This window comes from Stomatobaculum sp. F0698 (assembly GCF_030644385.1).
Taxonomy (GTDB): domain Bacteria; phylum Bacillota; class Clostridia; order Lachnospirales; family Lachnospiraceae; genus Moryella.
Genome location: NZ_CP130060.1, coordinates 1,821,842 through 1,839,584, shown reverse-complemented (window position 1 = coordinate 1,839,584; position 17,743 = coordinate 1,821,842). Strand labels below are relative to the sequence as shown.

General features: G+C 55.1%; 15 protein-coding genes and 1 tRNA gene. 13 read left to right on the top strand and 3 right to left on the bottom strand.

The window, feature by feature from the left end:
• Positions 1–21: 21 nt before the first annotated feature.
• The 5 genes from QU660_RS08380 (at position 22) to QU660_RS08360 (ending at position 3,274) form a co-directional block, all read left to right on the top strand.
• Positions 22–567: a type II toxin-antitoxin system HicB family antitoxin gene (locus QU660_RS08380; protein ID WP_304946069.1), complete on the top strand. Its 546-nt coding sequence runs from the start codon at positions 22–24 to the stop codon at positions 565–567.
• Positions 568–663: 96 nt separating this feature from the next.
• Positions 664–2,133 carry an alanine/glycine:cation symporter family protein gene (locus tag QU660_RS08375; RefSeq protein WP_304946068.1) on the top strand — a complete coding sequence of 490 codons (1,470 nt, stop codon included), beginning with the start codon at positions 664–666 and terminating at the stop codon, positions 2,131–2,133.
• A gap of 69 nt (positions 2,134–2,202) precedes the next feature.
• Positions 2,203–2,397, top strand: coding sequence for a hypothetical protein (locus tag QU660_RS08370; protein WP_304946067.1), 195 nt, complete (start codon positions 2,203–2,205; stop codon positions 2,395–2,397).
• Positions 2,398–2,741: 344 nt separating this feature from the next.
• Positions 2,742–3,005: a hypothetical protein gene (locus QU660_RS08365; protein WP_304946066.1), complete on the top strand. Its 264-nt coding sequence runs from the start codon at positions 2,742–2,744 to the stop codon at positions 3,003–3,005.
• 14 nt (positions 3,006–3,019) lie between these two features.
• Positions 3,020–3,274: a hypothetical protein gene (locus QU660_RS08360; RefSeq protein WP_304946065.1), complete on the top strand. Its 255-nt coding sequence runs from the start codon at positions 3,020–3,022 to the stop codon at positions 3,272–3,274.
• A gap of 87 nt (positions 3,275–3,361) precedes the next feature.
• On the opposite strand, the gene QU660_RS08355 is transcribed toward QU660_RS08360, so the two are convergent.
• From QU660_RS08355 to QU660_RS08345, 3 genes are all read right to left on the bottom strand, one after another.
• Positions 3,362–5,299 (bottom strand): GH25 family lysozyme, encoded by a 1,938-nt coding sequence (locus tag QU660_RS08355; RefSeq protein ID WP_304946064.1) that lies wholly within the window; start codon positions 5,297–5,299, stop codon positions 3,362–3,364.
• Positions 5,300–5,306: 7 nt separating this feature from the next.
• Positions 5,307–6,257 carry a cell wall-binding protein gene (locus tag QU660_RS08350; protein WP_304946063.1) on the bottom strand — a complete coding sequence of 317 codons (951 nt, stop codon included), beginning with the start codon at positions 6,255–6,257 and terminating at the stop codon, positions 5,307–5,309.
• Positions 6,258–6,349: 92 nt separating this feature from the next.
• Positions 6,350–8,131: a phosphotransferase gene (locus QU660_RS08345; RefSeq protein WP_304946062.1), complete on the bottom strand. Its 1,782-nt coding sequence runs from the start codon at positions 8,129–8,131 to the stop codon at positions 6,350–6,352.
• A gap of 706 nt (positions 8,132–8,837) precedes the next feature.
• Between QU660_RS08345 and QU660_RS08340 the strand changes: the two genes are divergently transcribed.
• The 8 genes from QU660_RS08340 to queA all read left to right on the top strand — a co-directional run bounded on the left by QU660_RS08340 (position 8,838) and on the right by queA (position 17,736).
• Entirely contained in the window at positions 8,838–10,511 is a 1,674-nt protein-coding gene (locus tag QU660_RS08340; RefSeq protein ID WP_304946061.1) for a cell wall-binding protein, read from the top strand.
• 251 nt (positions 10,512–10,762) lie between these two features.
• The gene (locus QU660_RS08335; protein ID WP_304946060.1) at positions 10,763–11,623 is read left to right on the top strand and encodes a hypothetical protein; all 861 of its coding nucleotides are present in this window, start codon (positions 10,763–10,765) and stop codon (positions 11,621–11,623) included.
• Between the two features lie 4 nt (positions 11,624–11,627).
• Positions 11,628–12,191 carry an NUDIX domain-containing protein gene (locus QU660_RS08330; RefSeq protein WP_304946059.1) on the top strand — a complete coding sequence of 188 codons (564 nt, stop codon included), beginning with the start codon at positions 11,628–11,630 and terminating at the stop codon, positions 12,189–12,191.
• A 368-nt stretch (positions 12,192–12,559) separates the two neighbouring features.
• Complete coding sequence (locus tag QU660_RS08325; protein WP_304946058.1) at positions 12,560–13,375, top strand: tyrosine-type recombinase/integrase; 816 nt, start codon at positions 12,560–12,562, stop codon at positions 13,373–13,375.
• A complete protein-coding gene (uvrB, locus tag QU660_RS08320) occupies positions 13,372–15,438 on the top strand; it encodes an excinuclease ABC subunit UvrB (protein ID WP_304946057.1) in 2,067 nt (688 codons plus the stop codon). Before QU660_RS08325 ends, uvrB begins: the two co-directional genes overlap by 4 nt.
• A gap of 51 nt (positions 15,439–15,489) precedes the next feature.
• Positions 15,490–15,563 (top strand) — tRNA-Arg (locus tag QU660_RS08315).
• A 290-nt stretch (positions 15,564–15,853) separates the two neighbouring features.
• A complete protein-coding gene (locus QU660_RS08310; RefSeq protein ID WP_304946056.1) occupies positions 15,854–16,711 on the top strand; it encodes a hypothetical protein in 858 nt (285 codons plus the stop codon).
• Positions 16,711–17,736 (top strand): tRNA preQ1(34) S-adenosylmethionine ribosyltransferase-isomerase QueA, encoded by a 1,026-nt coding sequence (queA, locus tag QU660_RS08305; protein WP_304946055.1) that lies wholly within the window; start codon positions 16,711–16,713, stop codon positions 17,734–17,736. Before QU660_RS08310 ends, queA begins: the two co-directional genes overlap by 1 nt.
• The last annotated feature ends 7 nt before the right edge of the window (positions 17,737–17,743 follow it).

The following is a 17,743-nucleotide window of genomic DNA, read 5'->3' as shown; positions in this document are numbered from 1 at the left end:
AATGCCGACAAAGGAGAAGTTATGGACTTGAGTGCATTGATGGCTCAGTGCGCTTGTCTCAAAGGGCAGGGAGGAAGAGGCTCGGGAATCCGCTTTTTTCATGAAAGGAGCGGAAGAATTTTGGCATTTGATGAACCGCATCCGGAAATGAATTGTACCCGTACCAGATTAAGCTGGTGCGACAATTTCTTCGGGAAATCGGAGAGTACACAGAGGATAAAACAAATGATGGAATATAAAGGCTATCATGCAGAAATCAAATATTCGGATGAAGATAGGTTATTTGTGGGGCAAGTAGTCGGGGTGAGCGATACGCTGGCATTTCACGGTGCTTCCGTAAGCGAGTTGGAGGAAATGTTTCATCAATCGATTGACAACTATCTGGAGCTTTGCAGAGAGTTTGGGAAGACGCCCGAGAAAGAGTATAAGGGAAGATTTAATGTGCGGATTCCGGCGGCCTTGCATCGGACCGCAGTCCTTTGTGCAAAGCAGAGGGAAATGTCCTTGAATGATTTTGTGACGAGAGCTCTGGAAGAGGAGTGCGCGAAACTTACGGCAGGAGCCTAAAAGCCCTTGCACAAAGGTGAAAAAAGCGTATAATATGCCCTATATAATTTAGTGCGTTAAAGCGGAAAAGTAATTGCAAAACAGGGGGAAAAGGGGATGAACCCAATGGTAACAGTCATTGAGAGTATGACAAAGTTTTTGTGGGGCGATTTGCTTCGAATTCCGCTGCCGGGAGGCAGCTCGATCGGGCTCTCGCTCATGGTGTTGTTGCTGATTCCGGCGGGCATATTCTATACGATACGGACGCGGATTTTGCCGCTCCGCCTGTTTCCGGAGATGATTTCCGTGTTGCTTGAAAAGCAGGAGGGCAAGGACGCGGCGGATCCCGCGAGCGGAAGGCTCTCGGGCATGCAGGCGCTCATCGTCTCGACCGCGACGCGCGTTGGCATGGGCAACCTGGTCGGCGTGGTCGCGGCCATCTCGGCGGGTGGCGCCGGTGCGGTCTTTTGGATGTGGGTCACTGCGATCATCGGCGCTTCGACGGCCTTTGTCGAGGCGACACTCGCGCAGCTCTACAAGAAAAAAGATCCGCTCTACGGCGGTTACTGGGGCGGCCCGGCTTACTATATTCATGACTTCTTTGCAAAGCGGCGCGTCCCGGCGGGAGAGCGCTCGGAGGCGGAGATCGCGGCGCAGAGCGAATTCCGCGGTAAGCGCAATATCGTGTCGATTCTCTTTGCGGTCTCTGCGCTGATTTGCTGGGGCGGTATCAGCCAGGTAATCGGCAACTCGGTTTCCTCGGCCTTTGAGAATGCCTTTCGCATTCCGCCGCTCTACTCGACCATTGTGTTGGTCGCAATCGCGGCAGTGATTGTTCTGAGAAAGCATGCAACGGCAAAGGTGCTGGATTTGATTGTGCCCTTCATGGCGGGCATCTATTTTGCAATGACAGTCTTTGTGATTGTGCGAAACATAGGGCTTCTGCCCTCGGTTTTTGGGCGCATCTTCGCCGAGGCCTTCGGCCTTCGCCAGATGGTTGCGGGCGGTTTCGGCGCGGTGCTGATGAACGGTGTGAAGCGCGGTCTCTTCTCGAATGAGGCGGGCAGCGGCTCCGCACCCTGCGCGGCTGCTGCGGCGGATGCAAGTCATCCGGTCAAGATGGGGCTTTTTCAGGCGGCGGGCGTCTTTATTGACACCCTGGTCATTTGCTCCTGCACGGCCTTCCTCATGCTGCTGGCACCTCAGGAAAGACTTGCAAATCTCGGCGGCATGGATTTGCTCCAGACCGCGATGCAGTACCACTTCGGCAAGTTTGGTGTCTTCTTTATTGCGTTGATTCTCTGGCTCTTCAGTTTCTCGACCTTCCTCGGGATACTCTTTTACGCGCACAGCAACATTGCCTACCTCTTCGGCGCGAACTGGGGCTCGCAGTTCGGCTATAAGATTTTTGCCCTCGTCATGCTCTTTGTGGGAGGTCTCGCGCAGTACTCGGTGGTATGGGATCTCGGCGATGTGGGCATAGGCCTCATGACCATCTTTAACCTGATTGTCATGTACCCGCTCAGCAAGGATGCAATCACCGCGCTTCGCGACTACGAGAAGGGCATGAAAGATCGGAAAGCTTGAAAAGAACATTCCGAAATGGTACGATAGTACGCGTTGAAAACAGAATGTTTTTATAAGGGGGAAAATAGTATGGATCAGCATACGATGACTTTGGTTGTCACCGGTATCTGCGCGCTGCTTCTGGTCGGACAGATTGTCATGATTAAGCTCGCGAACGAGAAGGGTTGGAGCATTCGCATTCGTCCGCTCAACATTCTGGCTTGCGCCATTGTGGTGGTGCTCGGCCTGTATTCGCTGGTCACCGGAAATTATCTGCTGAAATAAGGATTTGTAAAGGAAAAAGCGCCTCGCCCGGCGAATACCGGGCGGGGCGCTTTTTGTAAGCGTAGATTCATAAAACCGTAATGGGGGTGTCATTGATTAAAGAAAGCTAATTGATATAATAAAGGTGTCGGATAAATTCAAGGATAACTGAAATCGATGAAGACAAGCAATCGAAATCGAAAAGCCAATAAATGATCAGGTGGGGGCAGAGAAGAGACGAAAATAAAGCAGGCTGTAGGAGGAAAGCACTATGGATCATGGATGTCCGGATTGGTGATAAGCAGAATTCGGAGTCGGATAGAAAGAACGGAAAAAATAAAGAGAATCGCAGAAGGAGGTATACGATGAGCGGAAGGAAAGCACAAACGATAGAGAAACTGGCAGATGGGATTTTGAGCTTATCGGTTGCCTTAAGGGCACTGACTGCGGTAAAGGTACTTCCGACTATTTCGGAGAGCTTTCAGATATGGTGCATTCTCATTTTTAATAGTGCAATCGGGCTGGGATGGCTTCTGGGCTCGGCGCGAATGTGGAAAAAAGTAGTTGCTGTTTTGCTTCTGCTGCTTTGTGTACTCGGACTGCTTGTGAACAGAGCATTTCTTTTTTGATGGGGAGAAAAGCGATGACGGATGAGAAACTGACGCGTAGCCTGACAAAGGTCTCGCGTATGCTTGCCCTTTTCTTACTTTTGTTTGCGATTGAGGATGCGTTTGTGTTGAAGTATGGCTTGGTGCGGTACGGAGGGCCATACTCCGCTGTATATCTGGGGCTTTTTGCGCTGAGCGGCTTTCTTGGAAAGACAGACTGGTGGCAGAAAGTGCTAAGCGCAGTGTTGCTGGTGTTTCTCTGCCTGGAGCTTGCGGGATTTCGGTTTTGATTCAACTTATTTGTGCACAGGGTAACAGAGAGAGGGAAGCGGCAATCGTCGCTTCCCTCTCTCTGTTTTGTCTGATTTTAAATTCTCTTATTCCCCGGGCGCGTGCCCCACGCTGGCACGCCGCGAAGGAGCACTCACATTGAGCGCGGGAACTTCTTCGGTCGGAACCTTGAGTTCTGCCTGCGTTTCTTCCGCGGGGGCGGAAAGTACGGCGCGGCTCTCCGTCTTGGGCGCTTTGCCGATCTTTGCGCCTGCGGAGACGGTGAGCTGTTCCGCGCTTTCGTTGTTTCCGCTTGCGGGTGCGTTCTTGGGTACTTCCGTCATTGCGCCGTCCGCGCCGACTCTCCAGTGCTTTTCGCCGTAGTCGATTTCGGTGTCGGTAAGCAGGACGCCGTTGCCGCCGAGCGCGTAGAGCGTTCCGCCAACATCTGTGACGCCGCTCCGCATCACGCCGTCGCTGCCCAGGTAGTACCAGTTGCCGTCCGGCTGTATCCAGCCGGTCTTCATGGCGCCGCTGCCGTTTAAGTAGTACCAGCTGCCGCCGATTTTCTGCCAGCCGTTTTGCATGATGCCGTTCGCGTCAAAGTAATACCACTTGCCGCTGTCCTGCACCCAACCGGTCTTCATGGCGCCGCTGCCGTTTAAGTAGTACCAGCTGCCGCCGATTTTCTGCCAGCCGTTCTGCATGACACCGTTCGCATCGAAGTAGTACCACTTGCCGCTGTCCTGTACCCAGCCGGTCTTCATGACACCGCTCTGTCCGAGGAAGTACCACTTGCCGTCTAGCTTCAGCCAGCCGGTCTGCATGACGCCGTCCGCGCCGAAGTAGTAGTTGAGCGAATCGACTGTCTGCCGGCCTTTTTCCATGACGCCGTCGTCGCCGAGGAAGTACCAGTTGCCCGCGAGCATGAGCCAGCGGGTCTGCATCGAACCGTCCTTATTGAGGTAGTAGAGGCTGCCGCTATCATCAAGCCATCCGGTCTGCATCGTGCCGTCCGGAGCTGCGTAGTAGAACTTGTCGCCGTCGGAGAACCAGCCGATTTGAAGCGCGCCGCTTTCGGAGAAGTGATACCACTCGCCGTCAATCTGCTGCCAGCCGATGCGCATCTTGCCGTTTGTAGGCTCAAAATAGCGCTTGGCACCATCGACCTCTTTAAAACCGCCGGTGAACACGGTGCCGTCGTCCTGCATATAGTAGGAGGCCTTGCCGTCAAATATCAGCGCGTTCTTTTGCATGCGGTAGTTCTGATAGTAGTACCAGACACCGTCGAATTTCTTCCAGCTGTCCGCCGGAATTTTATCCGAGAAGTCCACGAACTGGAGGTCAATGTCCACATTGCCCTGCACGCCCGCCACACTGCCGGAGTCCGTGCCCTGCCACATCACATAGCGGTCGTACTTCGGCATGCGCTCGTAGGCGGCGACCCAGACCGGGTACTGCGAGAGGGCGTTCATGTCAAGCTTGTTCTGCAACCAGTAGTCGTTCGCGTAGAGTATGGGGTAGTAGCCCGCATCGCTGATCTTCTTGCAAAAAGTGTGGACAATCTCGGTCATCTGATCTTTCGAGAGAGCACCGAGCGTTTTTTCATTTTCCGCGTCGAAGGCAATCGGATAGGAGATGGGATAGTCCTTGACGAGCTTCAGGATGAAGTCCGCCTCCTTTGCCGCCTCCTCGGGTGTGGTCGCATAGGAGTAAATGTAGGCGCCCAGTTTGACGCCTGCCTTGACGGCGTTGTCCGCGTTCTCGCGGAACTTCGGGTCGGTGTCCCCTTTGTAGCGGGTGCCGAGCATCACGAAGTCCACATCGTCCGCGGCTGCTTTCTGCCAGTCGATATCGCCCTGCCAGTGACTCACATCCACACCGCGGTGTCTAACGCCGTCAATCGTGGCACTTCCGTCAAAGAGACGGTAAGTGCCCTTCGACTGGCGGGTCAGCTTATTTGCGCCGTAGGCGCTCAGGCAGAGAGAAAAGAGCAGGGTAGCGCTCAGCGCTGCGGCCGAGAGCCGTTTGACCGTTCTCTGCATGAGAGCCTCAATTCTTCTTTACGCCGGGGCCTGTGGTCTTGTCGCTCGGAAGGCCTTTTTTGCCGCCGGTACTCGCGCTTGCGGTCTCTGCCTCCTGCTTCGGCTCCTTGTAGATGCTCACTTCGGTTGCCGGAACGCTCTCGTTTCCGGTGTAAGCGCCGTTGCCGTCGAAGGTATAGCTCACGCCGTTCAGCGTAAGGGTCGTATTGCTGACCATCTTGCCGTCTGTGCCGAGGTAGTAGTAGTGATCGTTCACGTGAATCCAACCGGTCATCATGTGGCCGTTTGCGTCAAAGAACATCCACGCGTTGTTAATCTGCTTCCAGTTGTGGACCATCTTGCCGCTCTCCGGATCCATGTAGTAGCGGTTGGTGCCGTCGGAGAGCCAGCCGGACTTCATCTTGCCGTCCTGACCGAAGTAGTAGTAGATGCCGTCAATCTGCTGCCAGCCGGTCTTCATTTTGCCGTCCGTGCCCATCCAGAACCAGTCGTTGCCGATCTTCATCCACTTGAACGCGCAGCGCCCGTCTGCCTTGAAGTAGTACCAACTGTTGTTCATGTTGCGCCAGCCCACCGCAAGTTCACCGGTGCCGCGCATAAAGAAGTAGTTGTCACCGACCTTGAGCCAGTTTTCCTGCACCAGAACACCGTCCTCGAGGCAGTAGTACCACTTGCCCTCGTCCTTGATCCAACCGGTCTGCATGAGGCCGTCGCTGCTGAAGTAGTACCACTTGCCGTCGATTTTCTGGAAGCCCTTGAGCATAACACCGCTCGAAGGATCCATGTAGTAGTAGCCGTCCTTGGTCTGAATCCAGCCCTTGTGGCGGTTGCCGCTGTTGTCGTAGTAGACCCAGTTGCCGTTTTCGGATGTCCAACCGCTCGCGGCAAAACTGTTCATTGCCGGGGTGAGCGCAAGCGCCGCAAGGAGTGCTGCGGCAGCGAGATATTTGCGTTTCATAAAAAGTCCTCCTTCTTATTAACTTTGAACCTAATCTTCCTCATTGTAACATTTATTTGAAGTGCGAGAAAGCTTCCGCAGCGGAAGAATCCTTACAGTTCTTTGACGGTTTTCGCAAGATGGGCGTAGCCCTCCTTTGCGTAGCGGTACTGCGTGAGCGGATAGGTGCCGAAAGATACGCCGAGGGCCTCTTTGTAGACCGCCCAGAGTGCCCAGAGAAAACCGCCGAGCGCCATATAGGCGATTACAAGCTGCTCTGCCCGCTCCCGCGGCACATCGGTGTCGCCGTAGTAGTCAAGCAGGCGTTTTGCATAGGCAAAGTCCTTTTCTGCGTAGATGGTTGCCATCGCGAAGTCAATCAGCGGATCCGCCATGCCGGCATATTCCCAGTCGATGAGCCGTATGCCCTCTCCGGTAAAAAGAAAGTTTGCATAGACAGGATCGATGTGCGAGAGGGTCTCGGGGCGATGTAAGCCGTGAATCCAGCTGAGCAGGCGGTTCATTTTTTCGCGGACCTCCGCATAATCGAGGAAGGGAATCTCTCCCTTTTCCAGGCAGAGGGACTCGTAAAACGCAATGCGCTCACCGAGGTCAAAGCGCTGAGATACGCGGCAGGGCGCGGAATGCAGCTTTTTTAAGACAGCCATTGAGGCGCGGAGATCTGCTTCGGAATCCGGGTCCGCGCTCCGTGCGTCTTCGTAGTAGACCGAAATTTTATAGCCGTTCTCCGGGTTGAAGTAAATGAGTTCCTCTGCGAGGCCGAGCGGCGCAATGGCGCGGTAACTCTCGCCCTCCGCGCGGCGATCGATCAGCTTTTCGGTGCCCTCGCCCGGAATGCGGCAGATGTAGGCCCTGCCCTTGACCCGGAATAAGAAGGAACGGTTGGTCATGCCGGCTTTTAGGCACTCGATGCCGGTAATCTCGGATTCGGGAACCTGAAACACTTCGGAGATCAGGGCCATGGCCTTGCTGTCCGAATGGTCGCGGTAGGAGACATCGAAGGCGCGGAGCTCTTCCAAATTTTCAAACTCGTAGATGACGCCGTCCGGCTGCAAATTCACGCTGAGCGGCGGTGCCTTCTTTGCGGCGAGCAAATCAAGATAGACATTCTCCCAGTAGTACTGCTCTTTTCCGGGCGTGCGATAGGCCTCTTTCAGCGCCGGGAGCAGCGCAGCGCTGAATTCGCGGGACAGATAAACCGGGCCGTACATGACATCCGCATCGCGACCGCCGACCTCGACCCCGGTAATCACTTCTTTCTTATTATAGTGAAGCACCCACTCCCGGGTCTCACCGCTCACGTGAACCGCGGCATACCAGCTGCCCGGCTCGTAAGTGTGAAACAGATTTTCCTGCATCCAGTTGTCGGAGGAGAGGAGGTACATGTTGCGCCCCTCAAAGAGGGAGGCAGCATGATAGACCGAGGAAATATTGTTCATGGTCGAAAAATCGGGGTTATAGAGGAGCTTCACGCCGTATAGATCGATCAGATACTCGAAGGCTTCTTTTAAATAGCCGACCACGAGGGTGATGTCGGTGATGCCGACTTCACGGAGCTGCCGAATCTGGCGCTCTATCATGCGCTCACCGTTTACCTTGAGGAGACCCTTCGGGCGTTCGTAGGTGAGCGGAACGAAGCGCGAGCCGAAACCGGCCGCTAAAATCACGGCACCGTCCACCCGAAAGGGTTCGAGATACTTCTGTCCGGCTGGGGTCAGCGTGGCGTCTTCGTTGAGGAGACCGGCGCTCTTCGCCTCCGAAAGCAGAGCGTTTACACTGCCGAGCGAAGTGCGCACGCGGGAAGCGAGGGCGCGCTGGGTGAGGCCGGGTTCGTTTGAGAGCTCCCGAAGGAGCAGGGCAAGTTTATCGGTCATGGCAAAAACCTCCTTGCGAGAGAGTGTGTGTTCATATAACTGTGATAAATTAAATATATGAACAGTATAGCAGGGCGGAGGGAAAGCGCAAGCATCGCAGCCGGGAAATGCAAAAGAAAGCAAAAGCCGGAGGAAGAAGCGGCGAAAGAAAACGAAGCGGGAGAAACGGATGGCAAGGGAAACGCAGCGCGCAGCCGAGAAGTGTGCCCGCCGTAACAATGAAGGCAGAAAGATGCGGCCGGCGGAAAGGAGATGTAGCAAGAAAGAAACAGAAAAGAGACAAAGAACAGTTGCGGGCAGGAGGCGCGGGGAAGGAGAGCAAAGGCAAAACGCAGCGCGGGGCATGCAAAAATGTGCCTGTGCGAAAAAAAATCAAATAGACGGAGCTGTGGAGAATACTTGGGAAAAAGCGTTGACAGAGAAGACTTATCCACAGTTTCGGGCATGAAAAACAAGGATTGTACGCAAATCAGTACAATTTATAAGGGCAAACGAAGGTTTGTAATATTTCCGTAAGAAAATAGCCAGAGAAAAGGTATGGAAATTTCATGAAGGAAGGTCTATACTGTGCACTGTAAGAAAGAGAGGAACTGCTGTAAGGCATTTGTAAGTTGATTTTTGCGCCAAAGAGCGGTAAAATCTCTTCGTACGCAATTAGGGATTTCAGTGGTTTCAAAACAACAGTGAAAAGGAGAGTGCATTTATTATGAGAAAGCAGACCAAAATTGCTGCAATCGTTTCCGCAGCGGCGCTTCTTGCGATCGGTGCATCCATGACTTCTTTCGCAGCTACCGGCTGGCAGGAAGAGGACGGAACTTGGGTGTACTACAACAGAGCAGGTGAGAAGGTTGCAAACAGCTGGGAGTACTCCGGCGACAACCGTTTCTACCTTGACGACGCTGGCAACATGGCTACCGACAGCCTGATCGAGGACAACGACGATTACTACTACGTTGACGCTAACGGCGCAATGGTTCGTAACCGTTGGGTTGCTATCGACAACGAGAGCGCTGGCGAAGACAACCAGCCGGATGTTTGGTGGTACTACTTCCAGGCAAACGGTAAGGCTTACAAGAACAGCCACGCATCCGGCACCATCTTCAAGAGAGTCATCAACGGCAAGACCTATTGCTTCGATGAGGACGGCAAGATGCAGTACGGCTGGGTTAAGAAGGACGACGGTGTCACGGATTACGATGACAACGCGTACCAGGAGGCTGAGTACTACTTCGGCGACGAGAACGACGGCGCTATGAGCATCGGCTGGAGAGAGATCGCTCTGAGCGACGTTGCTGACGCTGAGGACGAGCAGCCGGGCGATTCCTACTGGGATTCCGACCAGGTTCGTTGGTTCTACTTCAAGGCTTCTGGCGCTAAGCAGACCAGCAGCACCAACAAGACCATCAACGGCAGAAAGTACGGCTTCGATCAGTACGGCCGTATGATCGCTGACTGGCACAACAACAGCCTCGGCGCTGCTACCTACCAGAACGCAAGCAGAAGAGGTTCCAGCAACAACGCTGAGTCGACCGCTACCGCTTCCTATGCGAAGGACTTCATGTACTTCTCTTCTCCGGAAGACGGCGCTCGCTTCACCAAGGGCTGGTTCAAGGTTGTTCCGGGTTACTACCTCAACTATGCTGATTACGACAACGGTACCGACAGATGGTACTATGCAGACGGCAACGGCAACCTCTATGCCGGCCAGATCAAGACCATCAAGGGCAAGAAGTATGCATTCGATCTTAAGGGCGGCATGATTTACGGCCTTGCACTGCTTCGCACCGATGGCAACACCATCTACGAGTACGCAGATGATGAGAACAAGTACGACAGCCAGGATAAATTCATGGAGACCGCTCGCAACATGAGCAGCGACTGGGCGTTCTACTACTTCTCCGATAACGAGGATAAGGACGGCTCCATGAAGACCGGTACGCAGAAGATCTCTCTTGACGGCGAGAGCTTCAGCTTCAACTTCAGAAAGGGCGGCACGAAGAAGGGCCAGGGTGTCACCGGCCTCAGCGAGAAGAAGTACTACCTCGGCGGTATGCTCCTCACGGCTGATGCTGACAACAAGATTGAGGTTGTCAACAAGACCACGCTTGAGAAGATCACTGTCAGCAAGCTCATCTCCGATCTTGGACTGACCGGTGTCGATGCTAGCAAGAAGATCGGCCAGGCTAACAAGGGCGATGTTATCTACACCAACACCGGTGTTGATACGGACGGCGCAAACCTTACGGCTCTTACCGGCAACTACGTTGTTGTCAACGTTTCCGGTACGGTTGTGAAGAGCGGCTCCAAGGTTGACGGCGACGGCTTCAAGGTTGTGCTTGACGGCAACAACAACATCAAGCAGATCATCGCTACCAACTAATTCCGACTGCATTAAGTTAAGTATCATCATTTCGAAATGAAATACTAATTGCGGCGACAGGAGGGCGGAAACGCCCTCCTGTTTTGCTTGCGTAAAAATTGTGAAGTTTCTGTGGGCTTAAGCTTGCAAAACTCTTACGAAACAGGGAAGAGGTCTTACAATCTCTGAAACTTCCTTGAGTTAAGGCGCTTTGTCCGCTATAATGCGGGCAGTACCGGCGTGGGTCGGTGATTGACAGGAGGATATCAAACATGAGAAAAATTTTTGCAGTTGCAGCGGCTACGGCGCTGACCTTTGTGATGAGCACCACGGCGTTTGCTGCATGGAAGCAGGATAAGACCGGTCAGTGGCGTTATATGACGAGCGACAGCACTTGGCTCACGAGCCAGGTCACGCCGGACGGCTACAAGGTGGATGTGAACGGCTACTGGGACGGCCAGCCGAGCACCAAGGCGGCACAGCAGGCGAGCGGCAATGTGAAGGATCAGGGCGAGAGCGCGGTCTCGCAGTACCGCATCGGCGGCACCCGTATCTTTAAGATTACGGATGCGAGCTTCGATGAGGCGGCAAATACCTACAATGTGAAGGTCTCCCTCTTTGACACGGCGTTCAAGACGAGCGAAGAGATTCAGAACATCAAGAAGGGCGATGTCATCGAGCTTCCGAGTGTCGGCAAGCTGACGGCGGAGAACAATGCAAGCCGCGGTGTAATCCGCACCGGTCGCAAGACCACCAAGGACGGCACCTATGTGAAGGATTCCGGCTATTCGGTGCGTTTGAGCGACGCTGCGGGCAACCACTACATGCTCTCGGGACAGCGTCTCCGCAAGGTCAACGCGGACAATTCGACCTCCGAGACCATTCTTCGCCCGGTTGCAACCGAGATTGCACTCACGATTCCGGGTTACAGAACCACCGTGCGCGTCAACGGCACGAGCCGCTACAGCTCCTTAAAGAAGATCATCGAGAACAAGATGATGTTTGAGGCGACGCTGAGCGGCAACGAGGTCGCTGAGCTCAAGGATACGGTTTACAACTACGACACGACCACGACGCCGGTCTACAGCGAGGATGCGGCGCACGGCAACCTGACCAACAAGGATCAGTACTAAAGCCATGGCGGATGCGGCGCGCGAGCCCGGCAAGGTGATACGGAAAAAGCGCGAGCTCGCCTATGAGGGGACCATACTGAAGGTCTATCGGGATTTCGTGGAGGCCAACGGCCGTGAGGCGGTCTGGGATTACATTCATCACGACGGTGCGGCAGCGGTTGTGCCGGTGTTGCCGGACGGACGCATCCTGATGGTGCGCCAGTACCGAAATGCGCTGGATCGCTTTACGCTGGAACTTCCTGCCGGTAAGGTGGATAGCCCGGATGAGCCGCGCGTGCTCTGTGCCTTCCGCGAACTTGCGGAGGAGACCGGCATGCAGGCAAAGAGCCCGGAGGCGCTGGAGTTTCTGATTCGTATCGACACGACAGTTGCCTTTTGCGACGAGGAGATTGATATCTTTGTCGCGCGGGAGCTCTTACCCGGGGAACAGCACTTGGACCCCGATGAGGAGATTGCGGTGCAGGCCTACGAACTCTCGGATTTGATTGCGCGCATTTACAGCGGTGAGATACGGGACGGGAAGACCGTCGCCGGGCTCACGGCCTATGCGCTGCAGCAGAACCGATAAAACAGAACTTTACGAAACACCCGGAATCGCCGGTAAGTGACGGCGCCCGGGTGCTTTTTTCTGTCCTTCTTTCGGTGGGCCCTGTATTACATACGGGAAGAATCAGCGCAGCAACGCAGGGTGACACCGCACGGCTTTGTCTGTGCGCTTAGCCGGAAAAGAAGTTTAAAAAAATAATGTCGATTTTCCCGGACGAAATTAAGAACAAAAGCGCAAGATATGAGGTTTACATAAAAGAAAGCACTACATTTTGGAGTGTGACGAAAAAACCGCGTGAAAGCCGCAAAAAAGCGGGCTTCGTGCGGTTTGCTTTTTGCCCTTGCTATGGCTATACTTAGGGGACGATAGAGGGGTGAGGGGGCGATGAGATGGAAGAAGCTTTGAGGGGGTTTTTGCGCTCACTCAGAGAAGAGCGGCACATGGCAGAGAATACGCTGCTCTCTTATGAGCGTGATTTAAAAAAGTTATTTGCGTGGTTCCGACAGGAGGGCATAACCTCCCTTTCGACGGTCAGCGAACTGCGATTGAATTCCTATTTGCTATGGCTGGAGCGCGAAGGCTTTTCGCCGGCGACCATTAACCGTGCGGCGGCTTCCATTCGCGCTTTTTTTGCCTATGAGACGGCGGCGGGACATTTGGAAGCCTCGCCGGCCGAGGGACTGCGACGCCCGCGTCAGGAGAGAAGGGATCCTTATATTCTTGAGGAAGAGGAGATTCGCAGCTTTCTTCGCGAGACCGAGGGAAGCAGCGCGAAACAACTGCGCGACCGCGCGATGCTCGGTCTGCTCTGTGCGACCGGACTCCGTGTCTCGGAACTCATTGCGCTGAAGACCGAGGATGTGGATGTGCAAATCGGCTATGTGCGGCAACAGTCGCGGGGGCAGGAGCGCGTGGTCTCCTTTGACGAGGAGTTGAGGTTAGCACTCTGTCTGTATCTGGAGTCCGGACGTCCGCTGCTCTTAAAAGAGGCGGAAGAGGAGCATTTGTTCTTTAATCTGAGCGGCGGCGCACTGAGCCGTCAGGGCGTGTGGAAGATGATACGCGCCTACGGGCAAAAAGCGGGCATTGCGGGCGAGGTGACGCCCCAGTCCTTAAAGAACAGCTATGCCGTACATCGCCTCCTCCGGGAGAGCAGAGCGGTGAAGCAGAGAGCGGTGAGACAGCGGAGCGGGGGAAGAAGATGAAATTTGAACTGCACAGCGAGTTTCAGCCGACGGGAGACCAGCCGCAGGCCATACGGCAACTGGTCGAAGGCTTTCGGGAGGGCAATCAGTTTGAGACGCTGGTCGGCGTGACGGGTTCCGGTAAGACCTTCACGATGGCAAATGTGATTCAAGAGTTGCAGAAGCCGACGCTCATCATCTCCCACAATAAGACGCTCGCGGCGCAGCTTTACAGCGAGATGAAGGAGTTCTTCCCGAAGAATGCGGTGGAGTACTTTGTCTCCTACTACGACTACTACCAGCCGGAGGCCTATGTGCCGCAGACGGACACCTACATCGAGAAGGATGCCGCGACCAACGAAGAGATAGACCGGCTGCGAAATTCGGCGACGAGCGCCCTTCTCGAGCGGGAGGATGTGATTGTTGTCGCGAGTGTCTCCTGCATTTACGGCCTCGGCAGCCCGACGGACTATAAAAACATGATGGTCAGTCTGCGCCCGGGACAGGAGAAGGATAGGGATGAGGTCATCGCCGAGCTCATCAATATCCAGTACAGCCGAAATGACCTCGACTTTCACCGCGGCACCTTCCGTGTGCGCGGCGACGTGATAGAGATTTTTCCGGCGGATCAGGATAAGCTTGCCTACCGCGTGGAGTTCTTCGGCGACGAGATCGATAAAATCACGGAGACAGATGTGCTGACCGGAAACCCGCTTGCGGAGGTGCTTCACATTTCGATTTACCCGGCGAACCACTACGTGGTGCCGCGCGAAAAGATCGAGCGTGCGGCCCGGGAGATACTCGCCGAATGCGAGGACTATGTGAAGCTCTTAAAGAGCGAGGATAAGCTCCTTGAGGCGCAGCGCATTGAAGAGCGGACGCACTACGATGTCGAGATGTTAAGGGAAACGGGTTTTTGCTCCGGCATTGAGAACTACACCCGCTTTTTGACGGAGCAGAAGCCGGGCGAACCGCCGTTTACCTTGATTGACTATTTTCCGAAGGACTTTCTCACGATTGTCGACGAGAGCCACATCACGATATCGCAAATCGGCGGCATGTTTAACGGCAACTTTGCGCGAAAGTCAACGTTAGTAAAGTACGGCTTCCGCCTGCCGAGTTCCATGGACAACCGTCCCCTGAACTTTACGGAGTTCGAGGAGCGCATGAACCAGATGCTCTTTGTCTCGGCGACACCGAGTCGCTACGAGGCGGAGCACGAGCTGCTTCGCGCGGAACAGCTGATACGTCCGACCGGTCTTCTGGACCCCGAAATTTCGGTGCGCCCGGTCGAGGGCCAGATTGACGATTTGCTCTGCGAAATCAACAAAGAGATTGAGAAGAAGAATAAGGTCCTGGTCACAACACTCACCAAGCGCATGGCGGAGGACTTAACAAGCTACCTCCGGGAGGTCGGTGTGCGGGTGCGCTATCTGCACTCGGACATTGACACTTTGGAGCGCGCGCAGATCATCCGCGCCATGCGCCTCGATGAGTTCGATGTGCTTGTCGGCATCAATCTGCTCCGCGAGGGTCTTGATATCCCGGAGATTTCTTTGGTCGCGATTCTGGATGCCGACAAGGAGGGCTTCCTGCGCTCGGAGACCTCGCTCGTGCAGACCATAGGCCGTGCGGCGAGAAATGCCGAGGGGCACGTGATTATGTATGCCGATAACATGACGGACTCCATGCGCCGCGCCATTTCGGAGACAGAGCGCCGCCGCACGATTCAGGAGGCTTACAACAAGGCACACGGCATCACACCGACCACCATCAAAAAGGCGGTTCGAGATGTGATTATGATGACCAAAGCCGTCATTGCGGACCAAAAGCACTGGGACAAGGATCCGGAGTCCATGAGCGACGAGGAACTGCGTCGTCTCTCGAAGGAGCTCGAGAAGAAGATGCGCCAGGCGGCGGCCGAACTCAACTTCGAGGAGGCAGCGCGACTCAGAGACCGCATGGGAGAGGTACTGCGCCTTCGCAGCGACCCCGAGAGCCGGGAGAAAGCGGCCGAGGTACAGCGCGCCGTCGCGGGTAAATTCGAGAAACCTGCGGAGCATAAGCGCAATCGGCGGGGCTAAAAGATAACCTTGCCCTGCGACACAAAACAGAGTATAGTAGTAGAGTACTTTGTGTTTGTAGCGCAGCTGGATAGCGCGTCAGACTCCGACTCTGAAGGTCGCGGGTTCGAATCCCGCCAGACACAGACCGAGAGAAGCCCGGAAACGGGCTTCTCTTTTTTTGCGCCGCAAGTGCAACCGATGCGCAAGCTATGTCTGTGCAAAAGAGGAAAATCCGAGTATTTGCCCCTGCGCTTACCCTGACGGCGGCTTGTGCCTTTGCGTTTGGCGTAGCTGCTGCGCCGCTGTGTGACAATCTGCTTCCGTGAAGCGAGGATTGCATTCAGATATACAGAGCGCTGCGGGATAAAATTGTGGACTGGAGTCTCCCTTAAAATCATGCTAAAATGGTAGGATTACAAGGGAGGATAAACGAGTGCGTTACGAAAAGAACAGAAAGATCTTTGGAATCGATGAGCTCACGCTGCAGCGTTTCGGGCGATTTCTCCTGTTGCCGCTGGCGGCGCTCATTCTGATTCTTGTGATTCTCGCGCTGGATCACAAAAAGACGGCAAAGCCGAAAGAAAGCAAGGCGGAGACGGCAGGCTACGATTATGCGTCGGCTGCGCCCGAAAAGACTTCGGACACGGAAATTCATACTCTGGTGCAGGACTATCTGACGGCGCGGGCCCAGGGCGATGCAGAGGAGCTCTATCAGATTTTCGGACTCTCCGACGAAGAGGGGCTCGCAAAATTAAAGGAGCAGATGGCGGCGGAAAAGAAGCTCTATGAGTCCTTTGAGAACACCTCAATCTATGTGATTCCGGGGGTGGAGAGCGGAAGCTATATCGCCTACATCGAGACCCAGGCTTGGTTCCGCAAGATTCAGACCCCGGCGCCGGTCCTGCTCCGCGCCTACATCGTAAAGACCGATGAGGGTCTTCGGATGAAGACGGATGAGATGCTGAACGAGGCAGAGACGGCTGCGGTCAAGGCGGCCGAGGGCAGTGAGGCGGTCAAGAAGATGAACAACGACTACCGCACGGCGCTCGCGAAGGCAATTGTGAGCGATGCAAAGCTCGGTTCGCTCTACCAGAAACTCCGTGCGGGCGGCGGCGCAGCCGCGGCCGCAGATGCGGAAGAAGAGGAGAGCACCGAGGCGGTGACCGATGCGGTCATTGAAATTCCCGGCCGAGCAGGCACGGAGTCAGCAGAGACGAGCGCGGAGAGCGCCGCTCCGGCGGAAACGGCGGCGGAGACCGGCGCCGCGGCTTCGGAAGGGACGGAAGGCTGATGGAGTTAAAAGATTTTTACTACGAGTTGCCGGAGGAACTGATTGCACAGGATCCGCTCGAGGACAGAGCTTCCTCGCGCCTCATGGTGTTGCACAAGGAGAGCGGTGAAATTGAGCACAGACACTTCCGGGATATCACAGAGTACTTAAAACCCGGCGACTGTCTGGTCTTAAACGACACGAAGGTAATCCCGGCGCGCCTCATCGGCGAAAAGGTGGGCACGGGAGCCAAGGTGGAGGTTCTGCTCCTCACGCGGAAAGAGGACAGAACCTGGGAGACTCTGGTGAAGCCCGGCAGAAAGTGCCCCATCGGAACGAAGATCAGCTTCGGCGCAGGGAAACTCATCGGCGAGATTGTGGGACAGACCGAGGACGGCAATCGCTTTGTGCGCTTCTCCTACGAGGGCGTCTTTGAGGAAATCTTGGATGAACTCGGACAGATGCCTCTGCCGCCCTACATCCACCATCAGTTAAAAGACAAGAACCGCTACCAGACGGTCTATGCGGCGCACGAGGGCAGTGCGGCGGCGCCGACGGCGGGACTTCATTTTACCGAGGAGCTTTTAAAGCGTCTTGCGGAGAAGGGCATTATCATTGTGCGTGTGACCCTCCATGTGGGACTCGGCACCTTCCGCCCGGTGAAGGAGCAGGACATTCTGAAGCACCATATGCACGAGGAGTTCTATGTGGTGAGCGAGGAAGCCGCAGAGGCCGTGAACCGCGCAAAGGCGGCGGGCGGTCGCATTGTATGTGTCGGCACGACGAGCTGCCGCACCCTCGAATCCGCGGCGAATGAGGACGGAACACTGCGCGCGGAGAGCGGCTACACCAAAATCTTCATCTACCCCGGTTATCGCTTCCGCATTCTGGACTGCCTGATTACCAACTTCCATCTCCCCGAGTCCACACTGGTCATGCTGGTCAGTGCGCTCGCCGGGCGAGAGAAAATTCTGCATGCCTATCGCGAGGCGGTGAGGGAGCGCTACCGCTTCTTCAGCTTCGGGGATGCGATGTTCATCGAGTAAATCGGAG